Genomic DNA, 13,117 nt, shown 5'->3' on the forward strand with positions numbered 1-13,117 from the left:
CTCTACAAATGTCAGCCCCGGCGCCAAACCTCTTTCCCACCCAACCGCGCCCGGTCATGGGCCACAGTGAAATCCTGCTCCGGCCCCTTTGGCACAACCCCTGTCGGGTTAATCGTCTTGTGGCTGCCGTAGTAGTGATTCTTGATGTGCTGAAAATCCACCGTCTCGGCGATCCCCGGCCACTGATAAAGCTCACGCAGCCAGTTCGACAGATTCGAGTAATCGGCGATCCGTCGCAGGTTGCACTTGAAGTGCCCGTGATACACCGCGTCGAAGCGGATCATCGTGGTGAACAGACGAACATCAGCTTCAGTCAGGTATTCACCCGACAGATAACGATTGGCATCCAGTACCTGTTCCAGGTGATCCAGTTCGGCAAACACCTCATCGAACGCCTCTTCATAAGCCTGTTGCGAGGTGGCGAACCCGGCGCGATACACGCCGTTGTTGACTGCCGGATAAATCCGCTCGTTCAAGGCATCGATCTCGCTACGCAGCGGGGCCGGGTAGAAGTCCAGATCATTGCCGGTCAGGTCATCGAACGCACTGTTGAACATGCGGATGATCTCTGCCGATTCATTGCTGACGATGCGTTTGAGTTTTTTGTCCCACAGCACCGGCACGGTGACGCGCCCGGTGTAGTCCGGCGTATCGGCGGTGTAGCGTTGGTGCATGAAGTCGAAGTGATCGAGCTTGTCGCCGGTCGAGCCGAGCGCGGTGTCGAAGGTCCAGCCGTTTTCCAGCATCAGCCAACTGACCACGGAAACGTCGATCAGGTTTTCCAGGCCTTTGAGTTTGCGCAGGATCAGCGTGCGATGTGCCCACGGACAGGCGAGCGAAACGTAGAGATGATAGCGCCCGGCCTCGGCCGCAAAGCCGCCTTCACCGCTCGGGCCTGGCTGGCCGTCAGCAGTGACCCAGTTGCGCCGTTGCGCTTGTTCGCGCTGGAACGCGCCGTCCTTGCTGCTTTCGTACCACTTGTCCTGCCAGCGGCCATCAACGAGTAAACCCATGATCAAGACTCCGTAAACCAATAAACGTTGGAGTCGAGTCTATTCCGATGAGTTCGAACAAAAAGCGCAAAGATCGGGCGCGAATGATCGGTTAAATCGATTTGTCCCGCGCCGCCCAGAATTGCTCGGCCGTTTCGAATGCCTGCTCACGGGGCTGGCCGAGACCGCGTAACGCCAACGCCATGGTCGAAATCAGGGCCATTTGCGGATAGCTGTCCACCACATCGCCGCGCCATACGGCTTTCAGATGCTCAACGTCCAGCGAGGCCGGTTTGACGTGGCGTTGCGCCGACAATTGCGGCCATTCCTCGTCCCAGCTCTCGCCACCCGTGGTGCCGTAGAGATGGCTGTCGGCATCCGGGTTGATTTCTATCTCACCGCCATCACCCTTGACCACAATCGCCGTATCGCCGAGCAGGCCGCTGGCGTCGCGGTGCACGGCTTGATAACCGGGGTGGAAGATACTTTGCAGACCGCAGCGCGCGCCCAGCGGATTGAGAATCCGCGCCAGCGAGTGGATCGGCGAGCGCAGGCCCAGGGTATTACGCAAATCGATCATCTTCTGCAATTGCGGCGCCCAGTCCACCAGCGGCATGAACGCCAGACCGCCGTTGTCCAGCGCCGTACCGACTTGCTGCCAGTTGCGGCACAACGCAATCCCCAATTCGCCCAGCAGTTGCTCGCTGTACAGACGCCCGGCAGTGTGCGCGCCGCCGCCATGCATGAAGATGCGCACGCCGTTCTGCGCCAGGCACTTGGCCGCCAGCAGATACCACGGCAGATGCCGCTTCTTGCCCGCGTAGGTTGGCCAGTCCAGATCGACATTCAAGGCTGGTGCCTGCAGACGCTCACGCAGCGCTTCGGTAAAACCGGCCATTTCCTCGGCGCTTTCTTCCTTGTGCCGCAGCAACATCAGAAAAGCGCCGAGTTGGGTGTCTTCGACCTTGTCGTCGAGCACCATGCCCATTGCTTCCCGGGCCTCGACGCGAGTCAGGTCGCGAGCGCCGCGCTTGCCCTTGCCAAGGATTCGCACGAACTGGGCGAATGGATGCTCGGCGGGCGTTTCGAGGGTCAGCGCTGGATAATCGGTCATAGGCAATTCGTCGGTTTGGGCAGGCCCGCCAGTTTCGCGGCGAGTTTGGCAGGGGTGCCTTTGAACAGTCGGTTCAGGTGCAGGCTGTTGCCTTTGTCCACGCCGAGCTTCAGCGCGGTGTACTTGATCAGCGGCCGCGTGGCCGGGGACAGCTGGAATTCTTCATAGAAGCTGCGCAGCAGCTCGAGGACTTCCCAGTGTTCGGGGGTCAACTCGATGTCTTCGGCGGCGGCGAGGGCACTGGCGACGTCGTGTGACCAGTCGCTGAGGTCAACGAGGAAGCCGTCCTTGTCCAGTTCGATGGCGCGGGCGCCGACGGTCATGGAATTCATAGCCAACTGTTGACCTTGTCGTTGTGGATCGACAGCTCGACGAAGGCCGGATAATCGATGGCTTTGGCCCAGTCCGGCGCTTCGATGGCGCGAGCCTCCATATCTTCGGCCAGAACGAATAATTTGATTTGGCGGTTTTGCAGTTCGGTAAACGGCGCGGTACCCGGTTGTAACGCATAGACCGCATCACCGGACAACAGCAAAGCGTCGGCACTGCCGATGACACGCAGGCAACTCGTCAGACGATCATCGCCGAACGGAGAATGAGACAACACATGCAAAGTCGACATCAGAGGGTGATCACTTGGTCGTAACGGTCAATAAGGGCGGTGATTTGCTCGGCGGCGAGCGGTGCTGCTTCGTCCAGCGAGAATTCGCCAAGGCCGCGAGCGCTGGCACTGTCGGCGCAATAGAACAGTTCTTCGACGCCAAACATCGGCAACGCTTGCAGGTTGGCACTCAGGTCTTTCTGTTGCACAGCCTTGGCGTTTTGCCCCGCGGCCAGTTGCAGCACGCCGTCATCGAGAAACAGCAGGCCGATCGGCAGATCGAAAGCGCCGCCGGCCAGCACGATGTCCAGCGCTTCGCGGGCAGCAGGGCCGGACCACGGCGACTGGCGGCTGATGATCAACAAGGATTTGGCCATCTCACGCACCTCCGAAACAGATCAAGCGGTCGGCGTCTTGCACTGCATCATGCAACTGACCGAGGCCGGACAATTCCCACGGTGTGCTGACGGATACGGCATCTCGCTGATAGCGCTGGGCCTCTTCGGCATTCAGCACCCCGCGGCGCAGGGCTGCGGCGATGCACACCACGCCATCGAGTTGTCGCTCGCTGATGAATGCACGCCATTGTTTGGGCAGGTCCAGTTCGTCCTGCGGCGTGACCACCGCGTCGGAGGCGTTGTAGACGCCGTCCTGGTAGAAAAACAGCCGGACAATCTCATGCCCGCCGGCCAATGCAGCCTGCGCAAACAGCAGGGCTCGGCGCGAGGAGGGCGCATGGGCGGCGGAAAACAGCGCAATGGCGAACTTCATGACGGACTCGATCAGCAAAACTGCGGGCATGATAAAGCTTTATCGGGGTATCCGCGAAATCCAGGTTATGCATATAACCCTGTGGGAGCGAGCTTGCTCGCGAAAGCGTCTTGTCAGGGGCCGAGATGTTGAATTTGAAGGACCCTTCGCGAGCAAGCTCGCTCCCACAGGGATAGGTGTCAGGCATCAGTCAACGGGGCATGTAGCCTAATTGCCAGCGTCGGGGAATTGTCAGGGATAGCAACCCCACCACTGCCGCCAGCAAACCGCTGACGAACATCGCCCTGAGTCCCAAATGGTGTTCGAGTACCGCCCCAAGAATCGCGCCGATAAACATCCCGCTCCACGGCACCAACTGCACCCGCCAACCACCACGGCGTTCGCCGAGCATCCAGCGGCCCAGTCCTCGTCCGAATCGCGACAGCGCTCCGGTCACGTAGGTCAGCCCGACCGGAAGGCCGTTCACTTCCTCGACCGCGGCGTTAAGCATGCCCATCGCGATGATTGCCGCCAGCAGCGCCGGCAGTTGTGCATCAATTGGTAACGCTGCCGCCATGCAGAGCAGGGTGGCGATGCACAGCAGCAAGGGTAGCGTGCGCCGCCCGCCAAGCCGTGCGACCACCACGCCCAGGGCATTACCGATGACAAACGTGGCCACCAGGATGACCAGGCGTAACGTCAGCCCCATGTCGCCATCACTGATCGCCACGGCCAGGCGTGTGGTATTGCCGCTCATGAACGAGACGAAATCGCCGCTGGCCATAAAGCCGATTGCATCCGTCATCCCGGCCAGCACCGACAGGCTGGCGACCAGCGCCAGACCCACACGACCGCGCCATTTCTGCTTGTGCAGATGGCCGGGACTGGCACGGTGGGTCGAGGTTGAGGGCAGCATCGGTGCGGATATCCTTGAGCAATGATTACGGTTCTATGCCATACAGATCGCAGTATTCCAGCCACTCCATCCCGGCCATTTCCGCGACTTCGCGATGCACTTCCAGACGTTGCGCCTGATACTCCTCAGGCGTTTCGGCCGTCAGTTGCAAGGTCAGTTCCCAGGCAAACAAGCCTCGACTTTCCGCCTCGGCCTCAAACGCCTCATGCAAGCGTTCCTCGCGATACTGCGCCTGGGTTTCACCTTTGGCCTGGGCCAGCAATGGATTGAGATGGTCGAGGGTTTCGCGCAAGTCGGGGTGCGCGTCGAGAAACAGTTTCAGAGCATGTTCATGTCGCTGGTCGGTAGGCGCCATGTGTTTTCCTTGTGAGGCTGATGACCTTAGGTTGCCGCAGCTGCCCGCGCGTGTCGCGCTATAAATGCAGTAAAGCAGAACGATTCCTGCTGCTGCGGTGATACAGTCCGCTTTTTTGTGAATGAGCGAATGCAATGCGAATTCTGATGGTGGCGTTGGCCGCGACGGTGCTGGCCGGTTGCGCGGGTTCGGTGATGGACAATGCCCGCACCCAAACCCCAAACAAGGTTCTGACCTCGAACAAACCCGAAAAAATCGTGGCCCAGTGCGTGCAATTCGCCTGGCAGGACGAAGCCGTGTTCGGCGTCGATGCCGGGGCTTATCTGCAGCCGGGCAAGAAGGGCGGTTCGACGGTGTACACGCGTTCGGCGGAGTCTTTTGTCGATGTGAGTACGGATGCCTCCGGTACGGTGTTGAATTACTTCGCGCAGAAGGATGATTTTGTCGCCAAGCGACGGTTGGCGGCGTTGGCGACTTGTCTTTAAGGTCAGTCAGTTGCCCTATGCGGTGACATCAATGGCTCCATCGCGGGCAGGCCCGCTCCCACAGGCTTTGTGAGCGACACATTCACTGTGGCAGCGAGCTTGCCCGCGATGGGGCCAGTCGACTCAACCCATCAAGCGCTTTTGGAAATAATGCCGTCTATGCCCCGGCGGATAGTCAACGATCTCCCCGAACTGGCTGAACCCAAGCTTCTTGTAGAACTCTGGCGCCTGAAAACTGAAAGTGTCCAGCCAGATGCCCAGGCAGTTCTTTTCCTTCGCCATCGATTCGGCCATGGTCATCAGCTCCGAGCCGACTCCCTGCCCCCGACCCTGCTCCGGGACTGACAGCAATTCAATGTACATCCACTGAAAAATCACCCGACCATACAATCCGCCGAGAATCGCGTCGTGCTCATCGCGCACCATCAGGGCGAAGGGCTCCGATTTCGAGCCACCTGTCTGGGCGTCGTTGTAGGCGATCAAGGGCTGGAGAATGGCCTGACGTTGCTCCTCCGTAGGGTTTTGCGACAACTCGATGCGCAAGTTCATGCAGGACTTCCTTGTGGTGTGAGCCCCCAGCCTATCCTGCGCGAGGGGTGTCTTCCAAGTCCCTGTTCAACCCCGTGGAACCGTCGCTCCCGCGTTGCGGTCTAGCTTTGACAGCGTCATTTCAGAACGCGGTTGATGAGGACCCCCCATGAATATTTTCGAAGCCCTTCGTGAAAGCCATGATCGCCAACGCAGCTACGCCGAAAACCTGATCAAAACCAGTGGTGATACCCCTGAAAGGGCAGAGGCCTACAAGCAGCTCAAGGCCGAGTTGCAAGCCCACGAAACTGCCGAGGAACGCCACTTCTATATCCCGCTGATGGCGTTCGACAACGGTGTTGACCTTAGCCGGCACGCCATCGCCGAGCACCATGAAATGGACGAAATGATGGAAGAGCTGGACGAGACCGAGATGTCCAGCCCGGCATGGCTGGCGACCGCTAAAAAGCTTTCGGACAAGGTTCATCACCACCTCAAGGAAGAGGAGCAGAAGTTCTTCCAGATGGCCGGCAAGTTACTCAGCGAAAAGCAGAAAGAACAGTTGGCTGGGGAATACGAAAAGGAGTTCAACGCTCAGTTAGGCTGAGTTGAGCATGGCGACTTTTGCCGCGTCGGCGTGTAGTCCTTTTGCCATAAGCGAGGTGGGCTTTTTCTTAGGGTGCTGTATATGCATACAGTGTTTATTGGTGTTTTGAGCGCGGCTGACGATGAGTGCGACAAAACCGCCGATGGACAAAAAAATCACCTCCGTTAGCTTGAAGGCCTCTCCTCGGGAAGGAGAGTTCTTTAATCAACGGAGTGAAAAACATGAATCAAGCAAACCCTGAAACCCCACTGCGACATGGTCGTGTCACCTCTCCAGCAAGCCGTGGCTCGGTCGTCATTGATCTAGGGCTGCTGGGCGACTGGCAGGTCAATGAAATGGAAGGCGGCAAGAACTTTCCGGCGCTGGTTGCCGGACCGTTTCCGCCACCCTACGAAACCGACTCCGCCAGTGTCGCCCCGCCCGCAGACGGCTACATTCTCAGCGGCGGCAAGAGTGATGCGCGTGATTGCGTGAACTTCACCCAGGAGGAAATGAGCAAGAAACTCAATCGTCCATTCACGTGGCCGCTGCTCAATGTCACCCCGGGTCAGATCCTCGAGATCAAATGGGCATACACCGCGCCGCACACCACTCGTGGCTATCGCTGGCTGATCACCAAGGACGGCTGGGACCCGAAGCAACGCATCACCCGCGCGCAACTCGAAGCACAACCGTTCTTTGAGGACTTCTACACTCAGGTGCCTTACTACAGTCATTCGGCAGAGCTCAAAGCCAAGGTCAACCACTCGGTGAAACTGCCGGCGAGCAAGAAAGGCCATCACGTCATCGTACTGATGTGGATCGTTGCCAACACCGGTAACGCCTTTTATCAGGCGTTCGACGTCGATTTCAAATAACGGCGCAGTGTCGTCAAATTCACAGGTTCTGAAGGATTAGAACATGTCAGATATCGATTTCTCATTGATGCAAAACGCAGCGAGTGATGCGGCTTCGCTGATGCCGGGCATTGCCGGCAAAAAAATCCTCATGGGCTTTTGGCACAACTGGCCAGCGGGCCTGAGCGACGGTTATCGGCAAGGCCGGTTTGCCAGCATCGCTTTGGAGGATGTACCCAGGGAATACAACGTGGTCGCGGTGGCCTTCATGAAGGGCAGCGGTATTCCGACCTTTAAGCCGTTCAACGTCTCCGATGCCGAGTTCCGTCGTCAGGTCGGCGTGCTTAACAGTGAGGGGCGGGCGGTGCTGATTTCTCTCGGTGGCGCCGATGCACACATCGAACTGCATAGCGGTCAGGAGCAACCGCTGGCCAATGAAATTATCCGTTTGGTGGAAACTTATGGCTTTGACGGGCTGGACATCGATCTTGAACAGAGCGCGATTGATTTCGCCGCCAACAAGACCGTCCTGCCGGCCGCGCTCAAACTGGTCAAGGATCACTACGCAGGCCAGGGCAAGCATTTCATCATCAGCATGGCCCCGGAGTTTCCGTACCTGACCACCAACGGCAAGTACGTCGGCTATTTGCAGGCACTGGAAGGCTACTACGACTTCATCGCACCGCAGTTTTACAACCAGGGCGGCGACGGGGTCTGGGTGCCTGAGGCCAATAACGGTGCCGGCGCGTGGATCGCGCAGAACAACGATGTGCTGAAAGAGGACTTCCTCTATTACCTGACTGAAAGTCTGGTGACGGGCACTCGAGGTTTTACCAGGGTTGCCGCGGATAAATTCGTCATCGGTCTACCGGCCAACGTCGATGCCGCCGCCACCGGTTACGTTATCGACAAGACCGTGGTGGGCAATGTGCTCAAGCGGCTGGCAATCAAGGGGCATCCTATCAAGGGGTTGATGACCTGGTCGGTGAACTGGGACAACGGCACCAATAAGGATCGCGTGCCGTATGACTGGGAGTTCAGTCAGCGTTACGGGCCGTTGATTCACGGCGCCCGATTGACCGGGCAGGAGATCGAAGAGACGGTTGCGTATTCCGCTCTTTAGCTGCAAATAAACAAGCCCGGTAGCGCTGCCGGGCTTTTTTTGTTGGCGCGATTATTCGACCATGGCAGCCTTACGATGGAAAAAGGATCAGACGTCATGACCGACACAGCCGAGCGGGTCAACATTGTCGACACTCAGGTGTTGTCCCACGATTGGTATCTGCTGAAGAAAATCACCTTCGACTACCAACGCAATAATGGTGAGTGGCAGCGTCAGACGCGCGAGGTGTACGACCGCGGTAATGGCGTTGCCATTTTGCTGTTCAACCGACAGAAGCGCTCTGTGGTGCTGACCCGGCAGTTCCGCTTGCCGGTGTTCGTCAACGGCCATGACGGTCTGCTGATCGAAGTGGCGGCAGGCTTGCTGGAGGGGGCCGCCCCGGAACAGCGGATTCGCGATGAGGCCGAGGAAGAAACCGGCTATCGCGTACATGACGTGAAGAAGGTTTTCGAGGCCTACATGAGCCCCGGTTCGGTGACCGAGAAACTGCACTTCTTTATTGCCGAGTACGACTCGGCATCGAAGGTCAGTGACGGTGGCGGTCTGGAAGAAGAAACCGAAGAGCTGGAAGTGCTGGAGTGGTCATTCGATGAAGCGCTGGCAGCCTTCCATCGGGGTGAAATCTGCGATGCCAAGACCATCATGCTGCTGCAATACGCGGCGATGAATAACCTGTTCAACCTGTAAAGCAACGGCCGCAGCCTTCGGTGTTCCCTGTAGGAGCTGCCGCAGGCTGCGATCTTTTGATCTTTCTGCGCGTACTAAAATAAATCTCCCGTTTGACTCGCTCCCGACCAATCACCACCCTCGAGCCTCAACAACCGCTCCTTCGCCTCAAGCCCCCCGGCAAACCCGGTCAATTTCCCGGACGCGCCAATCACCCGGTGACACGGCGCAACAATCGAAATCGGGTTGCGCCCATTCGCTGCTCCCACTGCCCGTACGGCGGTGGGTTTACCGATCTGTTGGGCAATCTGGCTATAGGTGCGGGTCTCTCCGAACGGAATGGTCAGCAACGCCGCCCAGACCTGTTTCTGAAAATCCGTGCCGACAAAATCCAGCTCCAGCTCGAAGCAATTGCGCGTCCCGGCAAAATACTCTTCCAGTTGCCGAGCGGTTTTCAGCAGGACCGGATTGTCCGGTGCTTCAGTCATCGGTCCAAGACGCACGCGGTTCGGTCGGTCGTTTTCCCAGAGGATGGCCGCCAGTCGCGAGCCGTTCGCGACCAGCTTCAGCTCGCCAACCAGCGAGGGCAGGGTGATGAAGGTAAACGACATGCGAGCAAACTCCGATTCGGTGCGGCGACAGCGCCCAGCATACTGGTTGAACAGGGAGGCGCAAAACGCAAACCCGACCATACTGCTTCTTGCTCTTGACGCGTTCCCCTCTGTTTTGCACAGACCCTGAAAACAAAAAAGAGATCGACTCATGAAGTACGAACCTTTGGCCAAATCGCTGATAGCGACCACGCTGGCACTCAGCTGTCTCATGGCTCACGCCGCCTCGGTGGCACCGGTTGCCGCGGAAAACGGCATGGTGGTCACCGCGCAACATCTGGCCACGCATGTCGGTGTCGACGTGTTGAAAAGCGGTGGTAACGCCGTGGATGCGGCGGTCGCGGTAGGTTATGCGCTGGCGGTGGTCTATCCCGCTGCGGGCAACCTCGGTGGCGGCGGTTTCATGACCATTCAATTGGCGGACGGACGCAAGACCTTCCTCGACTTCCGCGAAAAAGCGCCGCTGGCGGCGACCGCCGATATGTACCTCGACAAGGAAGGCAACGTCATCCCTGAACTGAGTACACGCGGCCATTTGGCCGTCGGCGTGCCGGGCACTGTGTCTGGTATGGAGCTGGCGCTGAGCAAGTACGGCACCAAGCAGCGCAAGGAAATGATTGCCCCCGCAATCAAACTGGCTGAAGACGGTTTTGAGCTGGAGCAAGGCGACGTCGAGTTGCTGGAGTACGCCACCGACGTGTTCAAGAAGGACATGCGCGATTCCGGCTCGATCTTCCTCAGCAACGGCGAGCCGATGCAGGTCGGCCAGAAACTGGTGCAGAAAGACCTCGGCAAAACGCTGCGAACCATTTCCGAAAAGGGCGCTGACGGTTTCTATAAAGGCTGGGTGGCCGACGCCATCGTGACCTCCAGCCAGGCGAACAAGGGCATCATCACCCAGGCCGACCTCGACAAATACAAGACCCGCGAACTGGCCCCGGTGGAGTGCGATTACCGCGGCTATCACGTGGTCTCGGCGCCGCCGCCAAGCTCTGGTGGCGTGGTGATCTGCCAGATCATGAATATTCTTGAAGGTTATCCGATGAAGGACCTGGGCTTCCATTCGGCCCAGGGTATGCACTATCAGATCGAAGCGATGCGTCACGCGTATGTTGATCGCAACAGCTATCTGGGCGATCCGGATTTCGTCAAGAACCCGATCGAACACCTGCTGGACAAGAACTACGCAACCAAACTGCGTGACGCCATCCAGCCGCAAAAGGCCGGTGTCTCCGCCGAACTGAAACCCGGCACAGCGCCCCATGAGGGCAGCAACACCACTCACTATTCGATCGTCGACAAGTGGGGCAACGCGGTCTCGGTCACCTACACGCTCAACGACTGGTTCGGTGCCGGTGTGATGGCGAGCAAGACCGGGGTGATCCTCAATGACGAGATGGACGACTTCACCTCGAAAGTCGGCGTGCCGAACATGTACGGCCTGGTGCAGGGCGAAGCCAATGCCATCGCTCCGGGCAAGGCGCCGCTGTCATCGATGAGCCCGACCATCGTCACCAAGGATGGCAAAGTGGTCATGGTGGTCGGGACGCCGGGCGGCAGCCGCATCATCACCGCGACTTTGCTGACCATGCTCAACGTCATCGACTACGGCATGGGCTTGCAGGAGGCGGTCGATGCGCCGCGTTTCCATCAGCAATGGATGCCGGAAGAAACCAACCTCGAAGACTTCGCCGCCAGCCCCGACACGAAGAAGATTCTCGAGAGCTGGGGCCACAAGTTCGCCGGGCCGCAGGACGCCAACCATATCGCCGCGATTCTGGTTGGCGCACCGTCGCTGGGCGGTAAACCGGTCGGCAAAAACCGCTTCTACGGCGCCAACGATCCACGGCGCAATACAGGGTTGTCATTGGGTTACTGAGAGGCGTAAAAAGGGGGCGGACTCACGTCCGCCCCTGTCTCAAGGACTGATCAAGGAAGGCTCATCATGACCACCGCATTACTGATCATCGACGTCCAGCGCGCTCTGTGCTCGGGCGAATACCAATGCCACGACATCCACCGCGTGATCGACACCATCAACAACCTCAGCAACCGCGCGCGTAAGGCTGGGGTGCCGGTTGTGTTGATTCAGCATGAAGAAAAGGACAGTCCACTGGCCCACGGTGCCGAAGGCTGGCAATTGGCGGAAGGGCTTGAGACGGCCCCGAAAGATCTGCGCGTTCGCAAAACCACCCGGGATTCGTTTTACCAGACCGATCTGCGCAAACTGCTGCCGAGCGAAGATTTCGAGCGTTTGGTGATATGCGGTCTGCAAACCGATTACTGCGTCAATGCCACCGTGCGCCAGGCCCATCAATTGGGTTACGACGTGGTGCTGGCGGCCGACGCCCATTCCACCGTCGACAACGGCAACATGAGCGCCGAAGACATTATTGGCGAGCACAACAAGGATCTGGCGCACCTGACCGGCTCGGTGGCGCGGATCGATGTAAAACCCGCCGCACAAATCCATTTCCAGCCGTAATCAATGTGGGAGCTGGCTTGCCAGCGATGACAGAGTGTCAGCAAATAAATCAGTGTGCTGACGCCGCTCAGCCCTTCAGTTGGGACGCGACCTGGCCTCAGCTTCACGCCCATCAACGGCGTGCTGGAGATCTCGCAAGTCGGGGCCGGTGTCTATTGCAGGCCTGGAATGAACGCATGAAAAACCACCATGATTGCCCCGTGGATTTTATGCCCTGACCCCCAACGGCCTGAGCGGCAGCATCCAGCCTCTTCGATTTGCGGCACTGCTGAGCGGAATATTTTTCACGAATTGCCCATTTCAGTCTTTCCTCCGACGAGCACTCTCTCTAGAATCCGCCCGGCTTCCGTGATGGAGGCGCATTGCCATCATTTGGCACTGTTCACAAAGGGACGGACATCATGCAATTCGGGAAAATTCTGGCGCTGGGCCTGGCGCTTACGCTGGGCGGTTGTGCCAGTTTCACCAAAGACGAAGTGGCGCCGGTGACAATGCCGTCGATGGCCAACTACGCCAACAAGCCAAACGTTTATGTCGATTTCGACTTCTACATGGGCGAGCCAAAAAGCGCTTCTGCCGTAGAAGTGCCGCAGGGGCGCGATCAACTCAAGCCGCAACTGCAGAAAATCCTCACCGATTCCGGCTTGTTTGGCCGTGTCACCCTGGACGAATTCCAGAAGCAGCCGGGCGACTACAATCTGCGCCTGAAGGTCTACAACCATCCGCCTAATGCAGGCTCGATGGTGCTGGCGTTCATCAGTGGTTTCAGCATGATGGTGATCCCGGCTTACGGCACCGATCAGTACACCATGAGCCTGGAGGCCGTGGATGGACAAGGTCAGGCACTGACGACCGCGAGCAATCACGATGCGGTCGGCACCTGGATTGGCATCTGGTTTATCCCGCTGATGGGCAACACGACGAATAAGGCGGTGACCGATACGTTCACTCGTCAGGTCAACGCGCTGCTCAAGCAAGTGGTCGAGAGCAACAGCCTGAAGTACTCGGCACTTGAAACCCGCATCCCGCGGGCCTGAAGCCAAAAAAA

The 13,117-nt window shown here is 58.5% G+C and carries 17 protein-coding genes and 1 pseudogene; 8 read left to right on the forward strand and 10 right to left on the reverse strand.

What is annotated here, in order from left to right; genetic code table 11:
- Positions 1-11: 11 nt before the first annotated feature.
- The 8 genes from AB4P92_RS26960 to AB4P92_RS26995 form a co-directional block, all read right to left on the reverse strand.
- Complete coding sequence (locus AB4P92_RS26960; RefSeq protein WP_395598439.1) at positions 12-1,013, reverse strand: glutathione S-transferase family protein; 1,002 nt, start codon at positions 1,011-1,013, stop codon at positions 12-14.
- 91 nt (positions 1,014-1,104) lie between these two features.
- Positions 1,105-2,106, reverse strand: coding sequence for a glycosyl transferase family protein (locus AB4P92_RS26965; RefSeq protein ID WP_042559843.1), 1,002 nt, complete (start codon positions 2,104-2,106; stop codon positions 1,105-1,107).
- Complete coding sequence (locus AB4P92_RS26970) at positions 2,103-2,438, reverse strand: TusE/DsrC/DsvC family sulfur relay protein (RefSeq protein ID WP_042559842.1); 336 nt, start codon at positions 2,436-2,438, stop codon at positions 2,103-2,105. Before AB4P92_RS26970 ends, AB4P92_RS26965 begins: the two co-directional genes overlap by 4 nt.
- Positions 2,435-2,728 (reverse strand): sulfurtransferase complex subunit TusB, encoded by a 294-nt coding sequence (gene tusB, locus AB4P92_RS26975; protein WP_395598440.1) that lies wholly within the window; start codon positions 2,726-2,728, stop codon positions 2,435-2,437. Before tusB ends, AB4P92_RS26970 begins: the two co-directional genes overlap by 4 nt.
- Complete coding sequence (tusC, locus tag AB4P92_RS26980; RefSeq protein ID WP_395598441.1) at positions 2,728-3,084, reverse strand: sulfurtransferase complex subunit TusC; 357 nt, start codon at positions 3,082-3,084, stop codon at positions 2,728-2,730. Before tusC ends, tusB begins: the two co-directional genes overlap by 1 nt.
- A 1-nt stretch (position 3,085) precedes the next feature.
- A complete protein-coding gene (gene tusD, locus AB4P92_RS26985; RefSeq protein WP_047302092.1) occupies positions 3,086-3,478 on the reverse strand; it encodes a sulfurtransferase complex subunit TusD in 393 nt (130 codons plus the stop codon).
- A gap of 190 nt (positions 3,479-3,668) precedes the next feature.
- Positions 3,669-4,373: a YoaK family protein gene (locus tag AB4P92_RS26990; protein ID WP_042559839.1), complete on the reverse strand. Its 705-nt coding sequence runs from the start codon at positions 4,371-4,373 to the stop codon at positions 3,669-3,671.
- Between the two features lie 25 nt (positions 4,374-4,398).
- Positions 4,399-4,728 (reverse strand): DUF6388 family protein, encoded by a 330-nt coding sequence (locus AB4P92_RS26995; protein WP_042559838.1) that lies wholly within the window; start codon positions 4,726-4,728, stop codon positions 4,399-4,401.
- Positions 4,729-4,862: 134 nt separating this feature from the next.
- On the opposite strand from AB4P92_RS26995, the gene AB4P92_RS27000 reads away from it, so the two are divergent.
- Positions 4,863-5,213, forward strand: coding sequence for a hypothetical protein (locus tag AB4P92_RS27000; protein ID WP_115147404.1), 351 nt, complete (start codon positions 4,863-4,865; stop codon positions 5,211-5,213).
- Positions 5,214-5,336: 123 nt separating this feature from the next.
- Here AB4P92_RS27000 and AB4P92_RS27005 read toward each other — a convergent pair whose 3' ends face one another.
- Positions 5,337-5,762: an N-acetyltransferase gene (locus tag AB4P92_RS27005; RefSeq protein WP_042559836.1), complete on the reverse strand. Its 426-nt coding sequence runs from the start codon at positions 5,760-5,762 to the stop codon at positions 5,337-5,339.
- A gap of 148 nt (positions 5,763-5,910) precedes the next feature.
- On the opposite strand from AB4P92_RS27005, the gene AB4P92_RS27010 reads away from it, so the two are divergent.
- From AB4P92_RS27010 to AB4P92_RS27025, 4 genes and pseudogenes are all read left to right on the forward strand, one after another.
- Positions 5,911-6,348 carry a hemerythrin domain-containing protein gene (locus AB4P92_RS27010; RefSeq protein WP_042559835.1) on the forward strand — a complete coding sequence of 146 codons (438 nt, stop codon included), beginning with the start codon at positions 5,911-5,913 and terminating at the stop codon, positions 6,346-6,348.
- Between the two features lie 221 nt (positions 6,349-6,569).
- The gene (locus AB4P92_RS27015) at positions 6,570-7,205 is read left to right on the forward strand and encodes a lytic polysaccharide monooxygenase auxiliary activity family 9 protein (RefSeq protein ID WP_261737057.1); all 636 of its coding nucleotides are present in this window, start codon (positions 6,570-6,572) and stop codon (positions 7,203-7,205) included.
- A 43-nt stretch (positions 7,206-7,248) separates the two neighbouring features.
- Positions 7,249-8,250 (forward strand): annotated as a pseudogene (locus tag AB4P92_RS27020) (chitinase); the annotation flags it as partial.
- A gap of 153 nt (positions 8,251-8,403) precedes the next feature.
- Entirely contained in the window at positions 8,404-8,994 is a 591-nt protein-coding gene (locus tag AB4P92_RS27025) for an NUDIX domain-containing protein (protein WP_395598442.1), read from the forward strand.
- Positions 8,995-9,068: 74 nt separating this feature from the next.
- On the opposite strand, the gene AB4P92_RS27030 is transcribed toward AB4P92_RS27025, so the two are convergent.
- Complete coding sequence (locus AB4P92_RS27030) at positions 9,069-9,584, reverse strand: methylated-DNA--[protein]-cysteine S-methyltransferase (RefSeq protein WP_261737056.1); 516 nt, start codon at positions 9,582-9,584, stop codon at positions 9,069-9,071.
- Positions 9,585-9,735: 151 nt separating this feature from the next.
- On the opposite strand from AB4P92_RS27030, the gene ggt reads away from it, so the two are divergent.
- The 3 genes from ggt (at position 9,736) to AB4P92_RS27045 (ending at position 13,106) form a co-directional block, all read left to right on the forward strand.
- On the forward strand, positions 9,736-11,463 hold the full coding sequence (gene ggt / locus AB4P92_RS27035; protein WP_042559831.1) for a gamma-glutamyltransferase: 1,728 nt from the start codon (positions 9,736-9,738) through the stop codon (positions 11,461-11,463).
- A 66-nt stretch (positions 11,464-11,529) separates the two neighbouring features.
- On the forward strand, positions 11,530-12,069 hold the full coding sequence (locus AB4P92_RS27040; RefSeq protein WP_042559830.1) for a cysteine hydrolase family protein: 540 nt from the start codon (positions 11,530-11,532) through the stop codon (positions 12,067-12,069).
- A 401-nt stretch (positions 12,070-12,470) separates the two neighbouring features.
- Positions 12,471-13,106, forward strand: a complete 636-nt coding sequence (locus AB4P92_RS27045) for a hypothetical protein (protein ID WP_261737055.1) — start codon at positions 12,471-12,473, stop codon at positions 13,104-13,106.
- Positions 13,107-13,117: the final 11 nt, after the last annotated feature.

It is taken from the genome of Pseudomonas sp. A0308 (genome assembly GCF_044218815.1).
Lineage (GTDB): Bacteria > Pseudomonadota > Gammaproteobacteria > Pseudomonadales > Pseudomonadaceae > Aquipseudomonas > Aquipseudomonas iridis.

Bases quoted from the DNA above. Each gene is read 5' to 3' on its own strand.
- AB4P92_RS26960 (WP_395598439.1), bottom strand. From the start codon at position 1,013: ATGGGTTTACTCGTTGATGGCCGCTGGCAGGACAAGTGGTACGAAAGC.
- AB4P92_RS26965 (WP_042559843.1), bottom strand. From the start codon at position 2,106: ATGACCGATTATCCAGCGCTGACCCTCGAAACGCCCGCCGAGCATCCA.
- AB4P92_RS26970 (WP_042559842.1), bottom strand. From the start codon at position 2,438: ATGAATTCCATGACCGTCGGCGCCCGCGCCATCGAACTGGACAAGGAC.
- tusB (WP_395598440.1), bottom strand. From the start codon at position 2,728: ATGTCGACTTTGCATGTGTTGTCTCATTCTCCGTTCGGCGATGATCGT.
- tusC (WP_395598441.1), bottom strand. From the start codon at position 3,084: ATGGCCAAATCCTTGTTGATCATCAGCCGCCAGTCGCCGTGGTCCGGC.
- tusD (WP_047302092.1), bottom strand. From the start codon at position 3,478: ATGAAGTTCGCCATTGCGCTGTTTTCCGCCGCCCATGCGCCCTCCTCG.
- AB4P92_RS26990 (WP_042559839.1), bottom strand. From the start codon at position 4,373: ATGCTGCCCTCAACCTCGACCCACCGTGCCAGTCCCGGCCATCTGCAC.
- AB4P92_RS26995 (WP_042559838.1), bottom strand. From the start codon at position 4,728: ATGGCGCCTACCGACCAGCGACATGAACATGCTCTGAAACTGTTTCTC.
- AB4P92_RS27000 (WP_115147404.1), top strand. From the start codon at position 4,863: ATGCGAATTCTGATGGTGGCGTTGGCCGCGACGGTGCTGGCCGGTTGC.
- AB4P92_RS27005 (WP_042559836.1), bottom strand. From the start codon at position 5,762: ATGAACTTGCGCATCGAGTTGTCGCAAAACCCTACGGAGGAGCAACGT.
- AB4P92_RS27010 (WP_042559835.1), top strand. From the start codon at position 5,911: ATGAATATTTTCGAAGCCCTTCGTGAAAGCCATGATCGCCAACGCAGC.
- AB4P92_RS27015 (WP_261737057.1), top strand. From the start codon at position 6,570: ATGAATCAAGCAAACCCTGAAACCCCACTGCGACATGGTCGTGTCACC.
- AB4P92_RS27025 (WP_395598442.1), top strand. From the start codon at position 8,404: ATGACCGACACAGCCGAGCGGGTCAACATTGTCGACACTCAGGTGTTG.
- AB4P92_RS27030 (WP_261737056.1), bottom strand. From the start codon at position 9,584: ATGTCGTTTACCTTCATCACCCTGCCCTCGCTGGTTGGCGAGCTGAAG.
- ggt (WP_042559831.1), top strand. From the start codon at position 9,736: ATGAAGTACGAACCTTTGGCCAAATCGCTGATAGCGACCACGCTGGCA.
- AB4P92_RS27040 (WP_042559830.1), top strand. From the start codon at position 11,530: ATGACCACCGCATTACTGATCATCGACGTCCAGCGCGCTCTGTGCTCG.
- AB4P92_RS27045 (WP_261737055.1), top strand. From the start codon at position 12,471: ATGCAATTCGGGAAAATTCTGGCGCTGGGCCTGGCGCTTACGCTGGGC.